This window comes from Bifidobacterium erythrocebi (genome assembly GCF_012932675.1).
Classification (GTDB): Bacteria; Actinomycetota; Actinomycetes; order Actinomycetales; family Bifidobacteriaceae; genus Bifidobacterium; species Bifidobacterium erythrocebi.
On sequence record NZ_JAAIIF010000005.1, the window covers coordinates 171,900 to 189,933 of the forward strand.

16 protein-coding genes and 1 rRNA gene are annotated in these 18,034 nt (G+C 62.3%); 16 read left to right on the forward strand and 1 reads right to left on the reverse strand.

The window, feature by feature from the left end; translation table 11 throughout:
* Positions 1–39 precede the first annotated feature (39 nt).
* The 12 genes from G1C98_RS01775 (at position 40) to G1C98_RS01830 (ending at position 12,635) form a co-directional block, all read left to right on the forward strand.
* On the forward strand, positions 40–930 hold the full coding sequence (locus G1C98_RS01775; protein ID WP_169078669.1) for a carbon-nitrogen hydrolase family protein: 891 nt from the start codon (positions 40–42) through the stop codon (positions 928–930).
* A 59-nt stretch (positions 931–989) separates the two neighbouring features.
* Positions 990–2,390 (forward strand): APC family permease, encoded by a 1,401-nt coding sequence (locus G1C98_RS01780; protein ID WP_169078671.1) that lies wholly within the window; start codon positions 990–992, stop codon positions 2,388–2,390.
* 105 nt (positions 2,391–2,495) lie between these two features.
* Positions 2,496–3,830 (forward strand): 4-aminobutyrate--2-oxoglutarate transaminase, encoded by a 1,335-nt coding sequence (gabT, locus tag G1C98_RS01785; RefSeq protein WP_169078673.1) that lies wholly within the window; start codon positions 2,496–2,498, stop codon positions 3,828–3,830.
* 85 nt (positions 3,831–3,915) lie between these two features.
* Positions 3,916–5,055 carry a 4-hydroxybutyrate dehydrogenase gene (locus tag G1C98_RS01790; RefSeq protein WP_169078675.1) on the forward strand — a complete coding sequence of 380 codons (1,140 nt, stop codon included), beginning with the start codon at positions 3,916–3,918 and terminating at the stop codon, positions 5,053–5,055.
* A 214-nt stretch (positions 5,056–5,269) separates the two neighbouring features.
* Positions 5,270–5,482 carry a 50S ribosomal protein L31 gene (gene rpmE, locus G1C98_RS01795; protein WP_003827752.1) on the forward strand — a complete coding sequence of 71 codons (213 nt, stop codon included), beginning with the start codon at positions 5,270–5,272 and terminating at the stop codon, positions 5,480–5,482.
* Positions 5,483–5,617: 135 nt separating this feature from the next.
* Positions 5,618–6,706, forward strand: a complete 1,089-nt coding sequence (gene prfA / locus G1C98_RS01800; protein ID WP_169078677.1) for a peptide chain release factor 1 — start codon at positions 5,618–5,620, stop codon at positions 6,704–6,706.
* Positions 6,707–6,834: 128 nt separating this feature from the next.
* Positions 6,835–7,719 carry a peptide chain release factor N(5)-glutamine methyltransferase gene (prmC, locus tag G1C98_RS01805; protein ID WP_169078678.1) on the forward strand — a complete coding sequence of 295 codons (885 nt, stop codon included), beginning with the start codon at positions 6,835–6,837 and terminating at the stop codon, positions 7,717–7,719.
* A gap of 88 nt (positions 7,720–7,807) precedes the next feature.
* Positions 7,808–9,004 (forward strand): ABC transporter substrate-binding protein, encoded by a 1,197-nt coding sequence (locus G1C98_RS01810; RefSeq protein WP_169078680.1) that lies wholly within the window; start codon positions 7,808–7,810, stop codon positions 9,002–9,004.
* A gap of 126 nt (positions 9,005–9,130) precedes the next feature.
* Positions 9,131–10,057 (forward strand): branched-chain amino acid ABC transporter permease, encoded by a 927-nt coding sequence (locus G1C98_RS01815; protein ID WP_205831833.1) that lies wholly within the window; start codon positions 9,131–9,133, stop codon positions 10,055–10,057.
* Between the two features lie 4 nt (positions 10,058–10,061).
* Entirely contained in the window at positions 10,062–11,144 is a 1,083-nt protein-coding gene (locus G1C98_RS01820; RefSeq protein WP_169078684.1) for a branched-chain amino acid ABC transporter permease, read from the forward strand.
* Complete coding sequence (locus G1C98_RS01825) at positions 11,137–11,931, forward strand: ABC transporter ATP-binding protein (RefSeq protein ID WP_169078686.1); 795 nt, start codon at positions 11,137–11,139, stop codon at positions 11,929–11,931. Before G1C98_RS01820 ends, G1C98_RS01825 begins: the two co-directional genes overlap by 8 nt.
* Entirely contained in the window at positions 11,931–12,635 is a 705-nt protein-coding gene (locus tag G1C98_RS01830) for an ABC transporter ATP-binding protein (protein ID WP_169078688.1), read from the forward strand. Before G1C98_RS01825 ends, G1C98_RS01830 begins: the two co-directional genes overlap by 1 nt.
* 100 nt (positions 12,636–12,735) lie before the next feature.
* Here G1C98_RS01830 and G1C98_RS01835 read toward each other — a convergent pair whose 3' ends face one another.
* Complete coding sequence (locus G1C98_RS01835) at positions 12,736–13,392, reverse strand: sugar O-acetyltransferase (RefSeq protein ID WP_169078690.1); 657 nt, start codon at positions 13,390–13,392, stop codon at positions 12,736–12,738.
* Between the two features lie 214 nt (positions 13,393–13,606).
* Here G1C98_RS01835 and G1C98_RS01840 point away from each other — a divergent pair, with 214 nt between their 5' ends.
* From G1C98_RS01840 to G1C98_RS01855, 4 genes are all read left to right on the forward strand, one after another.
* Positions 13,607–14,266: an L-threonylcarbamoyladenylate synthase gene (locus tag G1C98_RS01840; RefSeq protein ID WP_169078692.1), complete on the forward strand. Its 660-nt coding sequence runs from the start codon at positions 13,607–13,609 to the stop codon at positions 14,264–14,266.
* On the forward strand, positions 14,263–15,390 hold the full coding sequence (locus G1C98_RS01845) for an MraY family glycosyltransferase (RefSeq protein WP_169078694.1): 1,128 nt from the start codon (positions 14,263–14,265) through the stop codon (positions 15,388–15,390). Before G1C98_RS01840 ends, G1C98_RS01845 begins: the two co-directional genes overlap by 4 nt.
* Before the next feature lie 62 nt (positions 15,391–15,452).
* The gene (guaB, locus tag G1C98_RS01850; RefSeq protein ID WP_169078696.1) at positions 15,453–17,006 is read left to right on the forward strand and encodes an IMP dehydrogenase; all 1,554 of its coding nucleotides are present in this window, start codon (positions 15,453–15,455) and stop codon (positions 17,004–17,006) included.
* Positions 17,007–17,705: 699 nt separating this feature from the next.
* Positions 17,706–18,034: ribosomal RNA gene (locus G1C98_RS01855) — 16S ribosomal RNA — on the forward strand; the annotation flags it as partial.

Consider the following 18,034-nt stretch of genomic DNA (forward strand, 5'->3'; position numbering starts at 1 on the left):
AAAACCAACAACGGAGGAACCACAGGAAAGGGGCACACGATGACCGCTCGTGGAACGCTCACCATCGCACTGGCCCAGATGAGCCAGATGCCCATCGGCAAGCCGTTCGGTGCGTTCGAGAACAGCGTCCGCTACGTGGCGTCCCAGCTCGGCGACGACGGTCGCAGCCCCGAACTCGTGGTCTTTCCCGAAATGCACCTGTACGGCACGGAACACTTCGACGAGGAGCGCTCGTACCGCATGCAGTGCGCGGCCGCGACCGATCTGCACGACGAATTCACGGCCAGACTCGGCAAACTCGCCCGGGAACTCGGCATCTGGCTCATCCCCGGCACCGTCGCGGAAAAGAACCCCGAAGGCGGCATCTTCAACACCGCCCCCGTATTCTCCCCGGAAGGCGAACTCGTCGTCTCGTACCGCAAGATCTGCCCGTGGCGTCCATACGAACGCTACACACCAGGCAGCGGCTTCACCGTATTCGACATTCCCGGCAAGGGCCGCGTCGGCATCATGATCTGCTACGACGCCTGGTTCCCCGAGATCAGCCGCCAGATCGCCTGGATGGGCGCCGACATCATCATCAACCCCGTGCGCACCACCACCTCTGACCGTGCACAGGAGCTGATCCTCGCCCGTGCGAACGCCATCGTCAACCAGACCTTCATCGCAAGCCTCAACGCCCCCGCCCCGCAAGGCGTCGGCCGCTCACTTCTCGTAGACCCCGAAGGCGGCATCATCGACGCCACCGAAGACGAGGGCGAACACCTCATCATCCGCACCATCGACCTTGACGAGGTGAGGCGGGTGCACGAGCAAGGCACCGCAGGCAGCAACCGCATGTGGGAGCAATTCCGTCCCGGCGAGCCGCCCATCGAACTTCCCCTGTACGAAGGCTCCATCAGCCCGAACCGGTGGCACATCCGCCGGTAACCGCTTCAAGTCGCACAGGAACCGCACAGCATCATCCGCACCACACGAAAGGAACCGACATGACAGCACAGATCGTCGACAGCTCGGCCATCGCACGCCCCATCGCAGGCAGCGTCGAATCCGAAGGAACCTTGAAGCGCACCTTGGGATTGCGTTCCGTGGTGTTGTTCGGCCTGGCCTACATGACCCCGATCATCGCGCTCGGTACCTTCGGCGTCATCGCCTCCACCTCGCACGGCGCGGCGGCGATGTCCTACCTGGTGGCCACCGTCGCCATGCTGTTCACCGCGGCAAGCTACGGTCGCATGGCGGTGCTCCATCCGCAAGCGGGCAGCGCCTACACCTACGTGGGCAAGACCATCAGCTGCAAACTCGGATTCCTCGTCGGCTGGGCGATGCTGCTCGACTACATGTTCCTGCCCATGGTGGTGTGGCTGATCGGCGCGTCCTACCTCAACGCGCAGTTCCCCGCAGTGCCGATCTGGGCGTGGGTGCTCGGCTTCATCGTGCTCACCACGGCCATCAACATCGTCGGGCTCAACGTGGCGGACAAGATCAATTACGCGCTCATGCTGTTCCAGGCCATGGTCATCGTCGTCTTCCTGATGCTTTCCGTACGATCCGTTCTGGGCGGTGCCGGAACCGGCACGCTGTTCAGCACGCTGCCGTTCACCGGCAACGGCGCATCGGTGTCCGTGGTCGTGGCCGGAGCGGCCATCGCCGCATACTCGTTCCTCGGCTTCGATGCCGTCACCACCATGAGCGAGGAGACCCGCGACGCCAGCCACACCATTCCCAAGGCCATCATGCTGGTCGCTCTCATCGGCGGCATGATCTTCGTGGTCATCGCCTACGTCACCCAGCTGGTGCATCCGGGCGGCATGTTCGACGACGAATCGTCCGCCGCCTACGAGATCGCCACCCAGGTGGGCGGCAACCTGTTCACCTCCGTGTTCATCGCCGGCCTGTGCTTCGGTCAGTTCACCTCCGGCATCGCCTCCCAGGCATCCGCCTCACGCCTGCTGTACGTGATGGGCCGCGACGGTGCCCTGCCCAAGCGCATCTTCGGCAGACTCAGCAAGCGGTTCGGCACCCCGGTGCTCGGCATCCTGCTGGTCGCCTGCGTAGGCCTGATCGCCATGTTCCTCGACGTGGCGACCTCCACATCCTTCGTGAACTTCGGCGCGTTCATCGCCTTCACCCTCGTCAACGTGTGCGTCATCGTCGCCTATGCCAAGGCAGGGGCGCAGGAGCGCAGGGAGCGGTTCCGTGGCGGCGTATGGCTCAACGTACTGGCCCCGGCGGTCGGCTCCGTCTGCTGCGCCTACCTGCTGCTGCACCTCGACATCCACGCCATCACGCTCGGCCTGTCCTGGCTCGCCGTCGGCATCGTCGTGCTGGGCTTCCTCACCAAGGGATTCCGCCACGATCCACCCGAATACGGCGAACGCGACGAATAGTCCGCAGCCGCGAACCCGCAGCCCAACCATCACAACCACCGGCCCGTTCATCGGGCCGCAACACCACAGACTTTTCGAAATCACCAACAACGAAAGGAACCAACCATGTCAGTCCCACAGGTCGCCCGCAAGATCGTCACCGCAATCCCCGGCCCGAAGTCCCAGGCCTTGGAAGAGGAACACAAGAAGTACGTGAGCGCCGGCGTCGGCCAGGGCATGCCGATCTTCGCGCAAAGCGCCTCCGGCTCCACCATCACCGACGTCGACGGCAACCGCTTCATCGACCTCGCCTCGGGCATCGCCGTCACCGGCGTCGGCAACTGCGCCCCCGAAGTCGTCAAGGCCGTGCAGGACGAAGTCACCAAGCTCACGCACACGAACTTCGCCACCACCCCGTACGAGAACTACATCGACGTGTGCAAGAAGCTCGCCGAACACACTCCTGGCGACTTCCCCAAGAAGAGCGTGCTGGTCAACTCCGGCGCCGAAGCCGTCGAGAACGCCATCAAGATCGCCCGCCGCTACACCGGCCGTTCCGCCATCGTGGTCATGGAGAACGCCTTCCACGGCCGTACCAACCTGACCATGGCCATGACCACCAAGTCCATGCCGTACAAGCAGGGATTCGGCGCGTTCGCCCCCGACATCTACCGTGTGCCGTTCTCCTACCCGCTGCGCGACGCCTTCGGCGCGGACGGTGCCGCGGCGGCCAAGGCGGCCACCGACAAGATCGAACTGCTGGTCGGCTCCGCCAACGTGGCGGCCATCATCGCCGAGCCAATCCAGGGCGAAGGCGGATTCATCGTCCCGGCCGAAGGCTTCCTGTCCGGCCTGGCCGACTGGGCCCACGAACACGACGTGCTGTACATCTCCGACGAGATCCAGGCCGGCTTCTGCCGTTCCGGCAAGTGGTTCGCCTGCGAATACGACGGCGTCACCCCCGACCTCATCACCACAGCCAAGGCGCTCGGCGGCGGCATGCCGATCGCCGCGGTCACCGGTCGCGCCGAAATCATGGATTCCGTGCAGCCCGGCGGCATCGGCGGTACCTACGGCGGCAATCCGGTCTCCTGCGCCTCGGCGCTCGCGGCCGTCGGCATCATGGAGAAGCTCGATCTGCCGGCAAAGGCAGCGCATATCGGCGAGGTCGTGGACAGCCTGCTTGGACCGCTCGTCGGCGAGGTGCCGACGGTCGCCGAAGTACGTGGCCACGGCGCGATGATCGGCATCGAATTCGTCAAGGCCGGTACGATGGAGCCGAACAAGGAGCTTGTCGGCCGCATCACCAAGCGCACGATTCAGGAAGGCCTGATCATGCTGACCTGCGGCATCAACGGCAACGTGATCCGCCTGCTGCCGCCGCTGGTCATCACCGATGACGAACTGACCGAGGCCATCGAGGTGCTCAAGGAGATCATCATCGAGGAAAGCGCCAAGTGAAGCGTGGGCGCAAGCCCCGAACAGGCATAAACCGGTCGCGAACGATGCCATGCCGCGACCGGTGGTTGTCGGAAAGGAAAGACCAATGAAGCTACTTACCGTTGGACCGGATAACATCTACACGTTCAAGACCGTCGAGGAATTCGCCGAGAGCTTCCATCTGGGGCCGCGCGATCTGCTGGTGAGCATCGAGGTGATCTACCAGCAGTTCCTGGAACCGTACGCGAACGGTGCGAACGTGATCCTGGTCGACAAGTACGGTGCGCAGGAGCCGACCGATGTCATGATCGACGAGTTCATCAAGGACGCCGGCAAGTTCGACTACGACCGTATCGTCGCCGTCGGCGGCGGTGCCGTCATGGATATGTCGAAGGTCGTGGCCGTGGCGGGCGGCGCCTCCATCGACGATGTGATCGACCACCTGCCCGATTTCAAGCGCAAGGTGCGTCTGGTGCTCGCACCCACCACCTGCGGCACCGGTTCCGAGGTCACCGAGATCGCGGCCATCAACCGCACCCGCCTTGGCTGCAAGGCCGGCATCGCCAGCCCGGAGATGTTCGCGGACGACGCCGTGCTCATCCCCGAACTGCTGTACGGCCTGCCCGATCACGTATTCGCCACCAGCTCGCTGGACGCCTTGGTGCATTCCGTGGAATCGACGCTTTCCCCCAACGCCACTCCATATACCAGGATGTTCGGCTATGAGGCCATGAAGATGATCGTCGGCGGCTACAAGGCCGTGGCCGAGGCGGGGCCTGCGGGCTCGCCCGAACGCCGTGCCAAGCGCAACGAACTCATGGGCGATTTCCTCATCGCCTCCAACTATGCGGGCATCAGCTTCGATACCGGCGGTTGCGCCGCGGTGCACGCCCTGAGCTACCAGCTGGGCGGCAAATACCATGTGCCGCATGGCGAATCCAACTACGCCATGTTCACCGGCGTGCTGCGCAACTACATGGAGATCAAGTCCGACGGCGAGATCGCCAAGGTCAACCGGTATCTTGCGGATATCCTCGGTTGCGACGTGTCCGTCGTGTACGACGAGCTGGAGCGGCTCATCAACCAGCTGCTGCCGAAGAAGGCCCTGCACGAGTATGGCGTGACCAAGGAGGATCTGCCCGAGTTCGCCGACCGCGTGATGAAGACCCAGGAACGCCTGATGAAGAACTGCTTCGTGCCGCTCGATTACGATCGCGTGCTCAAGATCTTCACCGAGCTCTACTAGTCGTCGGTCGGTTTCCGATCGACTTTGTTGGTGAGGAACATCCTCCGTTCGGCCGCATGCGTGGCGGGGCGGGGGATTTCTCATATCCGCCCGGCCGCACGTGTCCCGATGCGCGTCCGGTGTCCCCGCCTCCGCCTACACTTTCCAAGGTTCCGGTTCACGCCCGCCAACGGGGCGCGGCGACCCGGGTCACCTGAATTCCTTAGGAGACACTATGAAGCAGGGTATCCATCCCGATTACCATGCCGTCGAAGTCCTGTGCTCGTGCGGCAACACCTTCGTCACCCGTTCCACCGCCAAGGGCGACCACATGACGGTCGACGTGTGCGCGAAGTGCCACCCCTTCTACACCGGCAAGCAGAAGATTCTCGATACCGGTGGCCGCGTTGCTCGCTTCGAGAAGCGCTACGGCAAGAAGAGCAAGTAGCTTATCGGACGCCAGCCCGTCCCGGTCCTGCGGCGCGCAAGCGCGGCAAAGGCCGAGGGGCTGGCGTTTTTGTATGTTCAGGGTCCCGTTGCGGTCGCAACACGAATCGAATCAACGCAATCATCAAGGAAGCACATGGCAGACGAACAATTCCCCGCGGCACAGGCCGCGTTGAAGGAATACCAATCGCTTGAAGAACAGATGGCCAGCCCCGAAGTGGTGACGAACCCGAGCGCGCTGCGCAAGCTCGGCCGCCGCCATGCCGAACTGGGCGGTATCGTCAACGCCTATCAGGCGTACCTTGCCGTGAAGAACGATCTTGAAGCGGCCCGGGAAATGGCGGGGGAGGACCCCGATTTCGCAGCCGAGGCCAAGAGGCTCGAAGGCGAGCTGCCGTCGGCGGAGGACAAGCTGCGCACCGCGCTCATCCCGCGCGACCCGGACGACGCACGCGACACGATCATGGAAATCAAGGCGGGAACCGGCGGCGAGGAGGCCGCGCTGTTCGCCGGAGACCTGCTGCGCATGTACACCAGATACGCCGAAAAGCGCGGCTGGACCGTCACCGTGCAGTCCGAGAACACCACCGAGCTCGGCGGCGTCAAGGACGTGCAGATCGCCATCCGCGCCAAGGGGACCCCGGCCCCGGAAGACGGCGTGTGGGCGTCGCTGAAATATGAGGGTGGCGTGCACCGCGTGCAGCGCGTGCCCGTCACCGAATCCCAGGGCCGCATCCAGACCTCCGCCGCCGGCGTCATCGTGTTCCCGGAGGCCGACGACGACAACGACGAGATCGAGATCGACCCGAAGGATCTGAAGATCGATATCTTCATGAGTTCCGGCCCCGGCGGTCAGTCCGTGAACACCACGTATTCCGCCGTGCGCATGACGCATATCCCCACCGGCATCGTGGTGAGCATGCAGGACGAGAAGAGCCAGATCCAGAACCGTGCCGCCGCACTGCGCGTACTCAAGTCCCGTCTGCTGGCCATGAAGCACGAGCAGGAGGCCGCCGAAGCGGCGGACATGCGCCATTCGCAGGTGCGTTCCCTGGATCGATCCGAGCGTATCCGCACCTATAACTTCCCGGAGAACCGCATCGTCGACCATCGCACGAACTACAAGGCGTACAACCTCGACGCGGTGCTCGACGGCGATCTGCAGGCCGTGATCGACTCCGACATCCAGGCGGATGAGGCCGAGCGGTTGGCGCATCAGCAGTGATATCAGGCCGCCTTCGCCCCAGGAACGGGCGAAGGCGGCGTTTTCGTACGCGCAAGCAGGAAATGCGAATACGAAACGCAACGTACGGCACACACATACAGCACACAAGGGAAAGGAACGGAGACACGATGACGGACGAGACCATCGGCAAGGCGGTCGCCGCCCTGCGCGAAGCGGGCGTGGACACCCCGGAACATGATGTGAAGCTTCTGCTCGCCGAAGCCGCGGGATGCGGGCTCGGCGATGTGGACAAGGCCATGCTCATGGGCGAGCGGATCGACTACGATGCCGCGCGCTTCGACGCGATGGTCGCCCGGCGCGCCAAGCGCGAGCCGCTGCAATACATCGTGGGCCACACGCCGTTCCGCTATCTCGACCTCGAAGTCGGCTCAGGCGTGTTCATTCCGCGGCAGGAGACCGAGCTCGTGGTGCAGGAGGGCATCGACTGGATCACACGGAACGGTCTGTACAATCCGCGCGTGGTCGACCTGTGCGCGGGCTCCGGCGCCATAGGCCTGTCCATCGTCACCGAGGTGCCGGGCAGCCATGTGTGGGGTGTAGAGATCAACCAGCAGGCCGCGGCGTGGACGCGCAGGAACATCGCCGGCACCATGCGCCGATGGCCGGCGCTCGCCTCCAACTACGAATTGGAGATCGGCGACGCCACCAATGCCACCACTCTGGCCAAACTCGACGGCACCATCGACATGGTCATCACGAATCCGCCGTATGTGCCGCAGAGCGACATTCCCGAACAGCCCGAAGTGCGCGACCACGATCCCGACCTCGCCCTGTATGGCGGCAGCGCGGACGGCACGCTGATCCCCGAACGCATCATCAGGAGAGCCGCCGGACTGCTCAGGGCGCAGGGGCTGTTCGTCATGGAGCACGACATCTCGCAGGGCGACAGGCTTGCCGCCTTCGCCCAGGCCAACGGTTTCGAGCAGGTGCATGTGCGTAACGACTATACGAACAGACCCCGTTACCTGGTGGCGGTGAAGTCCGCCATATAGGAAATGCGCCGTGGCATGCCAGAGGCATGCATATGATAAGTGGCTGCATTAGGGTCGAACAGACCGGATAGAGAGGAAAAATACGGCAATGAGACATAAATTTGCCGGAAGGGCCGCGGCGCTGTGCGTGGCGGCGGCCATGACGTTGTCGCTGACGGCATGTTCCGGCGGCAACATGTACGCAACCAGCGAAGACAGCATGAAGCTGTCCGATAACAGTGTCATCACATTGGGGTCGGTCACCACCAACTCCGGTGCCGCCGCGGCATACGGCGAGGCGGAGGTCAACGGCTTCAAGCTGGCCGTCAGCGAGATCAATGCGTCGGGCGGCATTCTCGGCAAGCAGATCAAGCTCAAGTCCATGGACGATAAGGGAGACGTGATCGAGGCGTCGAACGCCTTCAACCGTCTTGCCGGCGAGAAGGACGTCATCGGCATTCTCGGTCCCACCATCTCGTCCACCACCGGCGCGGTGGCCCCGCTGGCCGATCAGAACCAGCTGCCGTCCATCGCCCCTGCGGCGACTTCCGATTCCATCGAGACCGGCGGCTACCTGTTCCGCACGTGCTTCAAGGATTCCTATCAGGGCGAGATCGCGGCCAAGTTCGCTGCCGAGGATCTGAAGGTCAAGAAGGTGGCCGTGCTGTACGGCACCGGCGACCCGTATTCCTCCGGCGTGGGCAAGGCGTTCGTGAACGCCGCCAAGAAGGCCGGCTTGGAAGTGGTGGCGGAGGAGAACTCCTCCAGCGCCGACGACACCGAATACTCGTCCCAGCTGCAGAAGGTGCAGGCCGCGGGCGCCGAGTTCCTGTACGCGCCGTACTACTATTCCGCAGCCGGTCCGTACATCATCCCGCAGGCCCGTGCGGTCGGCTACAACGGCTACATCATGGGCCCCGACGGCTACGACGGATTGCAGATCACCGGCAACAAGGCACGGTACAACAAGGTGCTGTACACCACGCATTATTCCCCGGACGACACCTCCAACAAGAAGGTGCAGAAGTTCATCACATCGTACAAGAAGGCGAACAACGGCGCGTCCCCGAACACATTCACCGCGTTGGGCTACGATTCCGTCTACATGTTCAAGCAGGCCATCGAGAAGGCCGGCCCCAACGCCAGCCGCGCGGACATCCGCAAGGCCATCTACGGCATGAGCTTCTCCGGTGTCACCGGCAAGTTCACGCTTGATTCGCACGGTTCGCCGAAGAAGTCCGTCATCGTGCTTGAGATGAAGAACGGCAAGCCGACCTATCGCAGCACCATCGAACCGGCCAAGTAACGGCCCGGCGCTGCGGCGCGTCCGACCGGCGTCCGACCGGCACCCGTTGGGCATCCAATCGTTTCGGTCAACAAGAAGCAATCAACAGAAGAAAACCTCTAGAAGAAAGAGAAGAAAGGGGGAGTGATGGGCAATCAGATCATTATGTTTATCAGTCAGATCTTCAACGGTCTGAAAATCGGTAGCGTGTATTCCCTTGTGGCTCTGGGCTACACCATGGTGTACGGCATCATTCGTCTGATCAACTTCGCGCACGGCGACTTCATCATGGTCGGCGCGTATGTACTCATGCTTACCATTCCGGCAATCATCGCCTGCGGCCTGCCCGCATGGCTTTCCGTCGTCCCGGCGATCCTCGTGTGCGTCGCCGTCGGTGTGATCGTGGAGAAGGCGGCCTACAAGCCCGTGCGTGAGAAGGGCAACAACATGACCGCCCTGATCACCGCCATCGCCATGAGCCTGCTGCTCGAAAACGGCTCCCAGGCCGTGTTCGGAGCGGATTACCAGACCATTCCGACGATCATCCAGATCCCGTCCATCGCCATCGGCGATCTCAAGATCGACGGCGCGACGATCGTCACGGTGCTGCTCGGCATCATCATCATGATCGCGCTGCAGCTGTTCGTCTCCCACACCAAGCAGGGCAAGGCCATGCGTGCGGTCTCCGAAGACAAGGAAGCCGCCATCCTCATGGGCATCAACGTGAATTCCACGATCACCCTGACCTTCGCCATCGGCTCCGGTCTTGCGGCCGTCGCCTCGCTCATGTACTGCATCTCCTACCCGCAGGTCTCCCCGATGATGGGCGCCATGCTGGGTCTGAAGGCCTTCGTGGCCGCGGTGCTCGGCGGCATCGGCTCCATTCCGGGCGCCATGGTCGGCGGTCTGGTGATCGGTGTGGTCGAGAGCCTGACCAAGGCCTATATCGGCACCATCACCGGAGGTGTGATCACCTCCGCATTCGCGGACGCCATCGTGTTCGGCATCCTCATCATCGTGCTGCTGGTCAAGCCGTCCGGTCTGATGGGCGAGCCGGAAAGCGAGAAGGTGTGATCCTATGAAGAAATCGATGCTTTCCATCAAACAGTCCTATATCGTCTGCGCCATCGGCGTCGTCGTGCTGTTCGGCGTGCTGATGGGCGTGTGCGAGACCGGCGCGGTGTCGCTGTACGTCAAGGGCATCATCATGACCTGCTGCATCGCGGTGATCATGACCACCTCGCTGAACCTCACCATCGGCGTGCTCGGCCAGCTGACGCTCGGCTGCTGCGGCTTCGAGGCCATCGGCGCATACTCCGCGGCGCTGTTCAGCAAGCTGCTCGTCGCCAACGGCGTTGTGATGAACGACACCGTGCGCTTCCTGCTCGTCACCGTCGCCGGCGGCCTGGTCGCCTGCATCTTCGGCGTGCTGATCGGCATTCCGGCCCTGCGTCTGCACGGCGACTACCTCGCCATCATCACGCTCGGCTTCGGCGAGATCATCCGAGTCATCATCCAGAACCTCAAGGTCGCTGGCGGCGAAGGCCTCGACAAGGGCCAGCAGGGCCAGGCGCTGATCGGCATCGACCGTCTCGCCAACCTGTACGTGGTGTTCTGGATCACCGTCGTCACCGTCGTGCTGCTGTTCATGTTCGCCCGTTCCCGCTACGGCCGCGCGGTCAAGGCCATCCGCGACGACGAGATCGCGGCCAGCGCCTCGGGCATCAACATCACCTACATGAAGGTGCTTGTCTTCGCCATCTCCGCGTTCTTCGCGGGTATCGCCGGCGGCATCTTCGCCCAGTACATCGGTGCGCTCACCCCGAGCATGGCAGGCTGGCTGCAGTCCATCAACTACGTGATCATGGTCGTGTTCGGCGGCATGGGCTCCCTGACCGGTTCCATCGTCTCCGCCATCGGCCTGACGATCCTGCCGGAACTGCTGCGCGCGTTCTCCGACTACCGCATGCTGGTGTATTCGGTGGTGCTTGTGCTCATCATGATCTTCCGCCCGCAGGGCATCTTCGGCAACTGGGAGTTCTCGCTGCCGAAGGCGATCAACCGCATCTTCTATCCGAAGGGAAAGAAGGGCAAGAACGGCGACGCCGGCAAGGCCGAGGCCACAGGCGTCGAGGAGACCAAGGAGGCCAAGCATGAGTGAACCGATCTTGAGGGCGGAGCATCTCGGCATCACCTTCGGCGGCCTCAAGGCCGTATCCGATTTCAACATGACCATCGGCAAGGGCGAGCTGGTCGGCCTGATCGGCCCCAACGGCGCAGGCAAGACCACGGTGTTCAACCTGCTCACCGGCGTATACCAGCCGACCGAAGGCGAGTTCTTCCTGGACGGCAAGCGCATGAACGGCAAGAAGACCTATCAGGTCGTGCGCGCCGGCATCGCCCGCACCTTCCAGAACATCCGCCTGTTCAAGCAGATGACCGTCGAGGAGAACGTGCTGGTCGCGTTCAACGAGTCGTTCACCTACAAGATGGGCGGCGCTATCTTCCGCACGCCGCGCTTCTGGAAGCAGGAGAGCGACATGCATGCCAAGGCCATCGACCTGCTGCGCATCTTCAACCTCGAAGGCCTGGCCAACACCGAGGCCGCGAACCTGCCGTACGGCGCCCAGCGCAAGCTGGAGATCGCACGCGCCCTGGCAACCGGCATGAAGCTGCTGCTGCTCGACGAGCCGGCCGCCGGCATGAACCCGACCGAGACCGAGGATCTGCTCAACTGCATCAACACGATCCGCGATCGCTTCGGCATCGCCATCCTGCTGATCGAGCACGATATGAGCCTGGTCATGAACGTCTGCCAGCGCATCCAGGTGCTCGACTACGGACGCACCATCGCCTCCGGTCTGCCGGAGGAAATCGCCAACAACCCGCAGGTGATCTCCGCATACCTCGGTTCCGACGACGATACCGATTCCGAGGAGGAGAACTGATGCTCGACATTAAGAATCTCAGCGTTTCCTATGGCGCGATCGATGCGGTCAAGAACATCAGCCTGCATGTGGACGACGGCGAGATCGTCTCCCTGATCGGCGCGAACGGTGCCGGCAAGACCACCACGCTGCACACCATCACCGGCCTGGTGCCGGCGAAGTCCGGTTCGGTCATGTTCAACGGTCACGATCTGCTCAAGGAGCGCAACCACAACATCGTGACGTTCGGCATGGCCCATATTCCCGAAGGCCGCCATGTGTTCACGCGCATGAGCGTGCAGGAGAACCTTGAGATGGGCGCGTTCAGCCTCAAGGACGACTCGACGATGTCCGACGATCTCGACATGGTGTTCGGCCTGTTCCCGCGCCTGAAGGAGCGTCGCCGCCAGCTGGCCGGCACGCTGTCCGGCGGCGAACAGCAGATGGTCGCCATGGGCCGCGCCCTGATGAGCCATCCGAACACCATTCTCATGGACGAGCCTTCGATGGGTCTGTCCCCGAAGCTGGTGAAGGAGATCTTCGCCATCATCAAGAAGCTGCATGCCGAGGGCATCACCGTGCTGCTGGTCGAGCAGAACGCGAAGATGGCGCTGTCCATCGCGGATCGTGCCTATGTGCTGGAGACCGGTTCCATCACCATGGAAGGCGATGCCAAGGAGCTGCTGCACGACGAGAAGGTGCGCAAGGCGTATCTGGGCGCGTAGCGCTGTTCCCGTCACCTCATGGAAAACGCCTCCGATCCGGCCGTTGCCTGGCTGGATCGGAGGCGTTTCCCGTTATGACAACGGTCTTCTGCCGCCTTGCCTACTGTGCGTAATCCTGCAGCGCCGCGGCGTCGGCGTCGGTGATTTGGCGGATCACATGCGCGGGGTTGCCCACCGCCACGGAGTTGGCCGGGATGTCCTTGGTCACCACGGCTCCGGCACCGATCACACAGCCGTCGCCGATGGTCACGCCGCCAAGCACCGTCACATTGCCGCCGAACCAGCAGTTCGATCCAATGGTGATCGGGCGGCCGTATTCGTAGTCGTAGTAGGAGCCGTCCTCGGATTTCCGCACGTTGCGGTCCTGCCAGCGGATCGGGTGCATGGGCGGCAGCAGCGAGACGTTCGGACCGAACAGCACATCGTCGCCGATGGTCACGGGCACGCAGTCCAGGCAGGTGAAGTTGAAATTCATGAACACGCGGTCGCCGATCGTGGTGTGGCATCCGTAATCGAAGAACACCGGTCCCATCACGTCGAGATGTTCGCCGTGGTTCGGCACGAGCTCGTCGAGAACGGCCTGTCGTTCGGCGCTCGCACCACGTGGCAGCGCGTTGTATTTCGTGCACAGGTCGGCGGAACGTTCGAGCAGGGCATTGAGCTCCGGGTCTCCCGAACGGTACAGTTTGCCGTCGAGCATTTCCTCTCGTTCGCTGCGGCGTGGCATACGTGGCTCGATGGGCGGCAATGTCGGCATGGTCGGCTCCTTCGTCGGTGGTGGAGCCGATTGGCTCCCGGTGATTGTTTGCGCTCACATTATAGGTCTACGGCCGTCCCGCGCACTGCCGCGTCCGATGCGTTCAGGCCGCCTTGGTCATGCCGACGGGCTCTTCGCTCCTGTGGTACGGTTTGCGTCTATCGGTGCTTAGTGGTGCAATGGAAAGGTTGTACCAGCGATTGAGGGAGGTTCTATGAGCGAGGTCCACGCCATTACCGACGAGTCCCTGGCCCAGGCCGCAGCGATTGTCCGCGGTGGCGGTTTGATTGTCATTCCTACGGATACGGTGTACGGCATCGCCTGCGATCCACGCAACGCCGAAGCCATCCAGCGCATATACCAGGCGAAGCATCGCCCGCAGTTCAAAGCGCTGCAGGTGCTGCTCGCATCCGTCGACGACATCGATTCCCTCGGCCTCGATCTGCCGGCACCCCTGAATCGTCTGGCCGCCGCGTTCATGCCCGGCGCATTCTCGCCGATCGCGGTTGCACGTCCTGACTGCACGCTGGCGACGGTGCGCAAGACGCCGTCCGGAAGCATGACGCAGGGCATCCGTATTCCCAATTCGGCGGTCAGCCTGCGTATCCTGCGTGCTACCGGACCGTTGGCCGCATCGAGCGCGAATCGTTCCGGCGGTGAAAGCGCACAGACCGTCGAGGAGGCGGTGCAGGCCTTGGGCGACAGCGTCGACCTGTATCTTGACGGCGGTTCCACTCCCGGTCATGTCGCCAGCACCGTGGTCGAGGCCGACCCGCATGCCCGCGACGGCATTGGTATTCTGCGCGAAGGCGTCATCGGTCAGAATCTCATTCATCAGGCATTGCACATCAACGGCGGGGGATTGGGCGCATGAGAATATACCTGTTCATCGCGGCGGTAGCGGGTGGAGCCACGTATCTGCTCACGCCCCTGATCCGTCATCTGGCCATCAGAATCGGTGCCGTGGGCGAGGTGCGTTCCCGCGACGTGCATACCATCCCCACGCCGCGTATGGGCGGCTTGGCCATGATGCTCGGATTCATCATCGCCATGCTGTTCGCGAGCAGGATTCCCTTCATTCAGGGGCTGTTTCGCGAGAACCATCAGGCATGGGTGGTGATGATCGGCGCGGTGCTGATCTGTTTGCTGGGCATGGCGGACGATCTGTGGGATCTCGATTGGATGCTGAAAATGGCCGGTCAGCTGCTGATTTCGGTATTCGTGGCATGGGGTGGTCTGCAGATCATCTCCCTGCCGTTGGGTTCTCTGGTAACCGCATCCCCCAGCCTGTCCATGGCCATCACCGCGTTCCTGATCGTCGCTTCGATCAATGCGGTCAATTTCGTGGATGGCCTTGACGGCCTGTCCTCGGGCATCGTCGCGATCGGCGGCATCGCGTTCGCCGTCTATTCGTATGTGCTGGCACGCACGTCGCCCTCGTACGCCTCGATGGCCACGCTGATCGATGTCGCGTTGGTCGGCATCTGCGTGGGGTTCATCATGCACAACTGGCATCCGGCGAAGCTGTTCATGGGCGATTCGGGGTCCATGCTGCTGGGCTATCTCATCACCTGCGCCTCCATCGTGCTTACCGGCCGCATCGATCCGGCATCGGTGCATGCCAGCGTCTATCTGCCGGTGTTCATGCCGATTCTGCTTCCGGTGCTGGTGCTGTTCCTTCCCGTGCTCGATATGTGTCTTGCCATCGTGCGGCGTCTGAGCAAGGGCCAGTCGCCGATGCATCCCGACCGCATGCATCTGCATCACCGCATGCTGCGCATCGGTCATTCCGTTCAGGGCGCGGTTCTGATCCTGTGGGCTTGGGCGGCGCTGATCTCCTTCGGATCGCTCATGATCCTGTTCATTCCCGCATGGTTGGTGCTCATTGGCATGCTCGTCGCCGCTGCGGTGCTCACGGTCATCACCATGTACCCGTATCTCAAGCATCGTCTTGTCGAATTGCGTGAGGAAGATGCTGCCGATGCCAATCGGCAGTAGTCGTGTCCACGTTGCGTCCGGCATATGCCGATTAAGTCATGTGTCGTTCATATAGTGGGTACATGGCTACAAATTCTGATATCTTCGCAGAGCCTCAATCTGCATATGCACCGCTTCCGCCCATCTTCGCCAGCCTCGGCCTCGCCTATGACGATGTGCTGTTGCTGCCCAACGCGACAGATGTCATCCCTTCCGAAGTGGACACCACCACGCATCTGACTCGTAAGATCACGATGAAGGCCCCGGTGCTTTCCGCTGCAATGGATACCGTCACCGAAGCCGAAATGGCCATCGCCATGGCCCGTAACGGCGGCATCGGTGTGCTGCACCGCAATCTTTCCATCGATGATCAGGCCGCCCAGGTCGACGTGGTCAAGCGTTCCGAATCCGGTATGATCACCAACCCGCTGACCGTTAGCCCCGAGGTCACGCTGGCCGATCTTGACAAGCTGTGCGGTAAGTTCCGCATCTCCGGCCTTCCTGTAGTCGATAAGGACAACAAGCTCGTCGGCATCATCACCAACCGTGATATGCGTTTCATTCCCTCCGAGGATTACGACACCCTGAAGGTCAAGGACGTGATGACCCGTGAGAACCTCATCACCGGTCCGACCAACATCTCCAAGGAAGACGCCCATCGTCTGCTTGCCCAGCACAAGGTCGAGAAGCTGCCGCTGGTCGACGATGAGGGCCACCTGACCGGCCTGATCACCGTCAAGGACTTCGTCAAGACCGAGCAGTACCCGGACGCCACCAAGGATGAGCAGGGTCGTCTGCGCGTCGCCGCCGGCGTCGGCTTCCTCGGCGATGCCTACAACCGTGCTTCCGCACTGATGGAAGCCGGTGTCGATGCGCTGGTCGTCGACACCGCCAACGGCGAGGCACGTCTTGCGCTCGATATGATCTCCCGCTTGAAGCATGATTCCGCATTCGACAATGTGCAGATCATCGGCGGCAACGTCGGCACCCGTTCCGGCGCCCAGGCCATGATCGATGCCGGCGCGGACGCCGTCAAGGTCGGTATCGGCCCCGGCTCCATCTGCACCACCCGCGTCGTCGCCGGTGTCGGCGTCCCGCAGCTCACCGCCGTCTACGAGGCGGCTCAGGCCTGCCGCGCCGCGGGCGTTCCGTGTATCGCCGATGGCGGTATCCACTATTCCGGCGATATCGCCAAGGCCCTGGTCGCCGGCGCATCCTCCGTCATGCTGGGCGGCACCCTCGCAGGCTGCGAGGAGGCTCCGGGCGAGAAGGTGCTGCTGCACGGCAAGCAGTACAAGCTGTACCGTGGCATGGGCTCCCTGGGTGCTATGGCTCCGCGTGGCAAGAAGTCCTATTCCAAGGATCGTTACTTCCAGGCCGACGTCACTTCCAACGACAAGGTCGTTCCGGAAGGCGTCGAAGGCGAAGTGCCGTACCGCGGACCGCTGAACGCCGTGCTGTATCAGATGATCGGCGGCCTGCACCAGTCCATGTTCTACATCGGTGCCCATAACATCGCCGAGATGCCGGAACGCGGCAAGTTCATCCGTATCACCGATGCCGGTCTGCGCGAATCCCATCCGCACGACATCATGATGACCACGGAAGCTCCGAACTATTCCGGTTTCCACAACTGATAGCAACCGTGACGATTCGCGACGTGATTCGCGAATGCCATAGGTAGGCAAGGGCCGCTCCTCATTTTGGGGAGCGGCCCTGCTTCGTTGTTGCCCCATAGGCATCGTTGCCGAGGGCATCGCAATCGGGCCCGTTGCCCTTTTGGAATGTGTCTATGTGCCGAAAGACCTCTAGGGGAGGGGAGTTTCATAGTCATGTAGCGCATACGGAACGATTGCATGAAGGCAAACGCATCATGACACGCCGGTGTGTGTGGGGAGGATGCCGTTGTTCCTGGTTTCTTTTTCGTCTGTTTTCGGTTTGTTTTGTGTCCGTCGGGGTGTCCTTCCGGGTGTTTCGTCTTGTTTTCGACACGCCAGTGGATGCGTGTGTTTGCAATGGTTCCGGGGGTGTCTCTGGTGTGCGGGGTTGCGTTGGGGGCGTGGTTGGTGTAAGTTTTTCTCTTGCTGCTCGGCACGGGGGTTCGCCCCTTGGGTCTGGTTCCTCCGGGTCCGGTGCGGTGGTGGTTTGAGAACTCAAGAGCGTGTCTGTACTACTTTATGCAAGTCAATGATTGCCAGTCCGCCGTCCGCTCCCGTCGGGAGTGGCCGAGGGGCCTTGAAGGTCGGCGGGGTTTTCGTGCGATGCGCCTTTCCTTATAAGGCGATCGTCAATTTTCTTTTTTTTGGAGTCACATGTTGATTCCTTTCATGAGGTTTTTTGTGGAGGGTTCGATTCTGGCTCAGGATGAACGCTGGCGGCGTGCTTAACACATGCAAGTCGAACGGGATCGGCTGGAGCTTGCTCCGGCCGTGAGAGTGGCGAACGGGTGAGTAATGCGTGACCGACCTGCCCCGTACACCGGAATAGCTCCTGGAAACGGGTGGTAATGCCGGATGCTCCAGTCCATCGCATGGTGGTCTGGGAAAGATTTTATCGGTATGGGATGGGGTCGCGTCCTATCAGGTAGTCGGCGGGGTAACGGCCCACCGAGCCTACGACGGGTAGCCGGCCTGAGAGGGCGACCGGCCACATTGGGACTGAGATA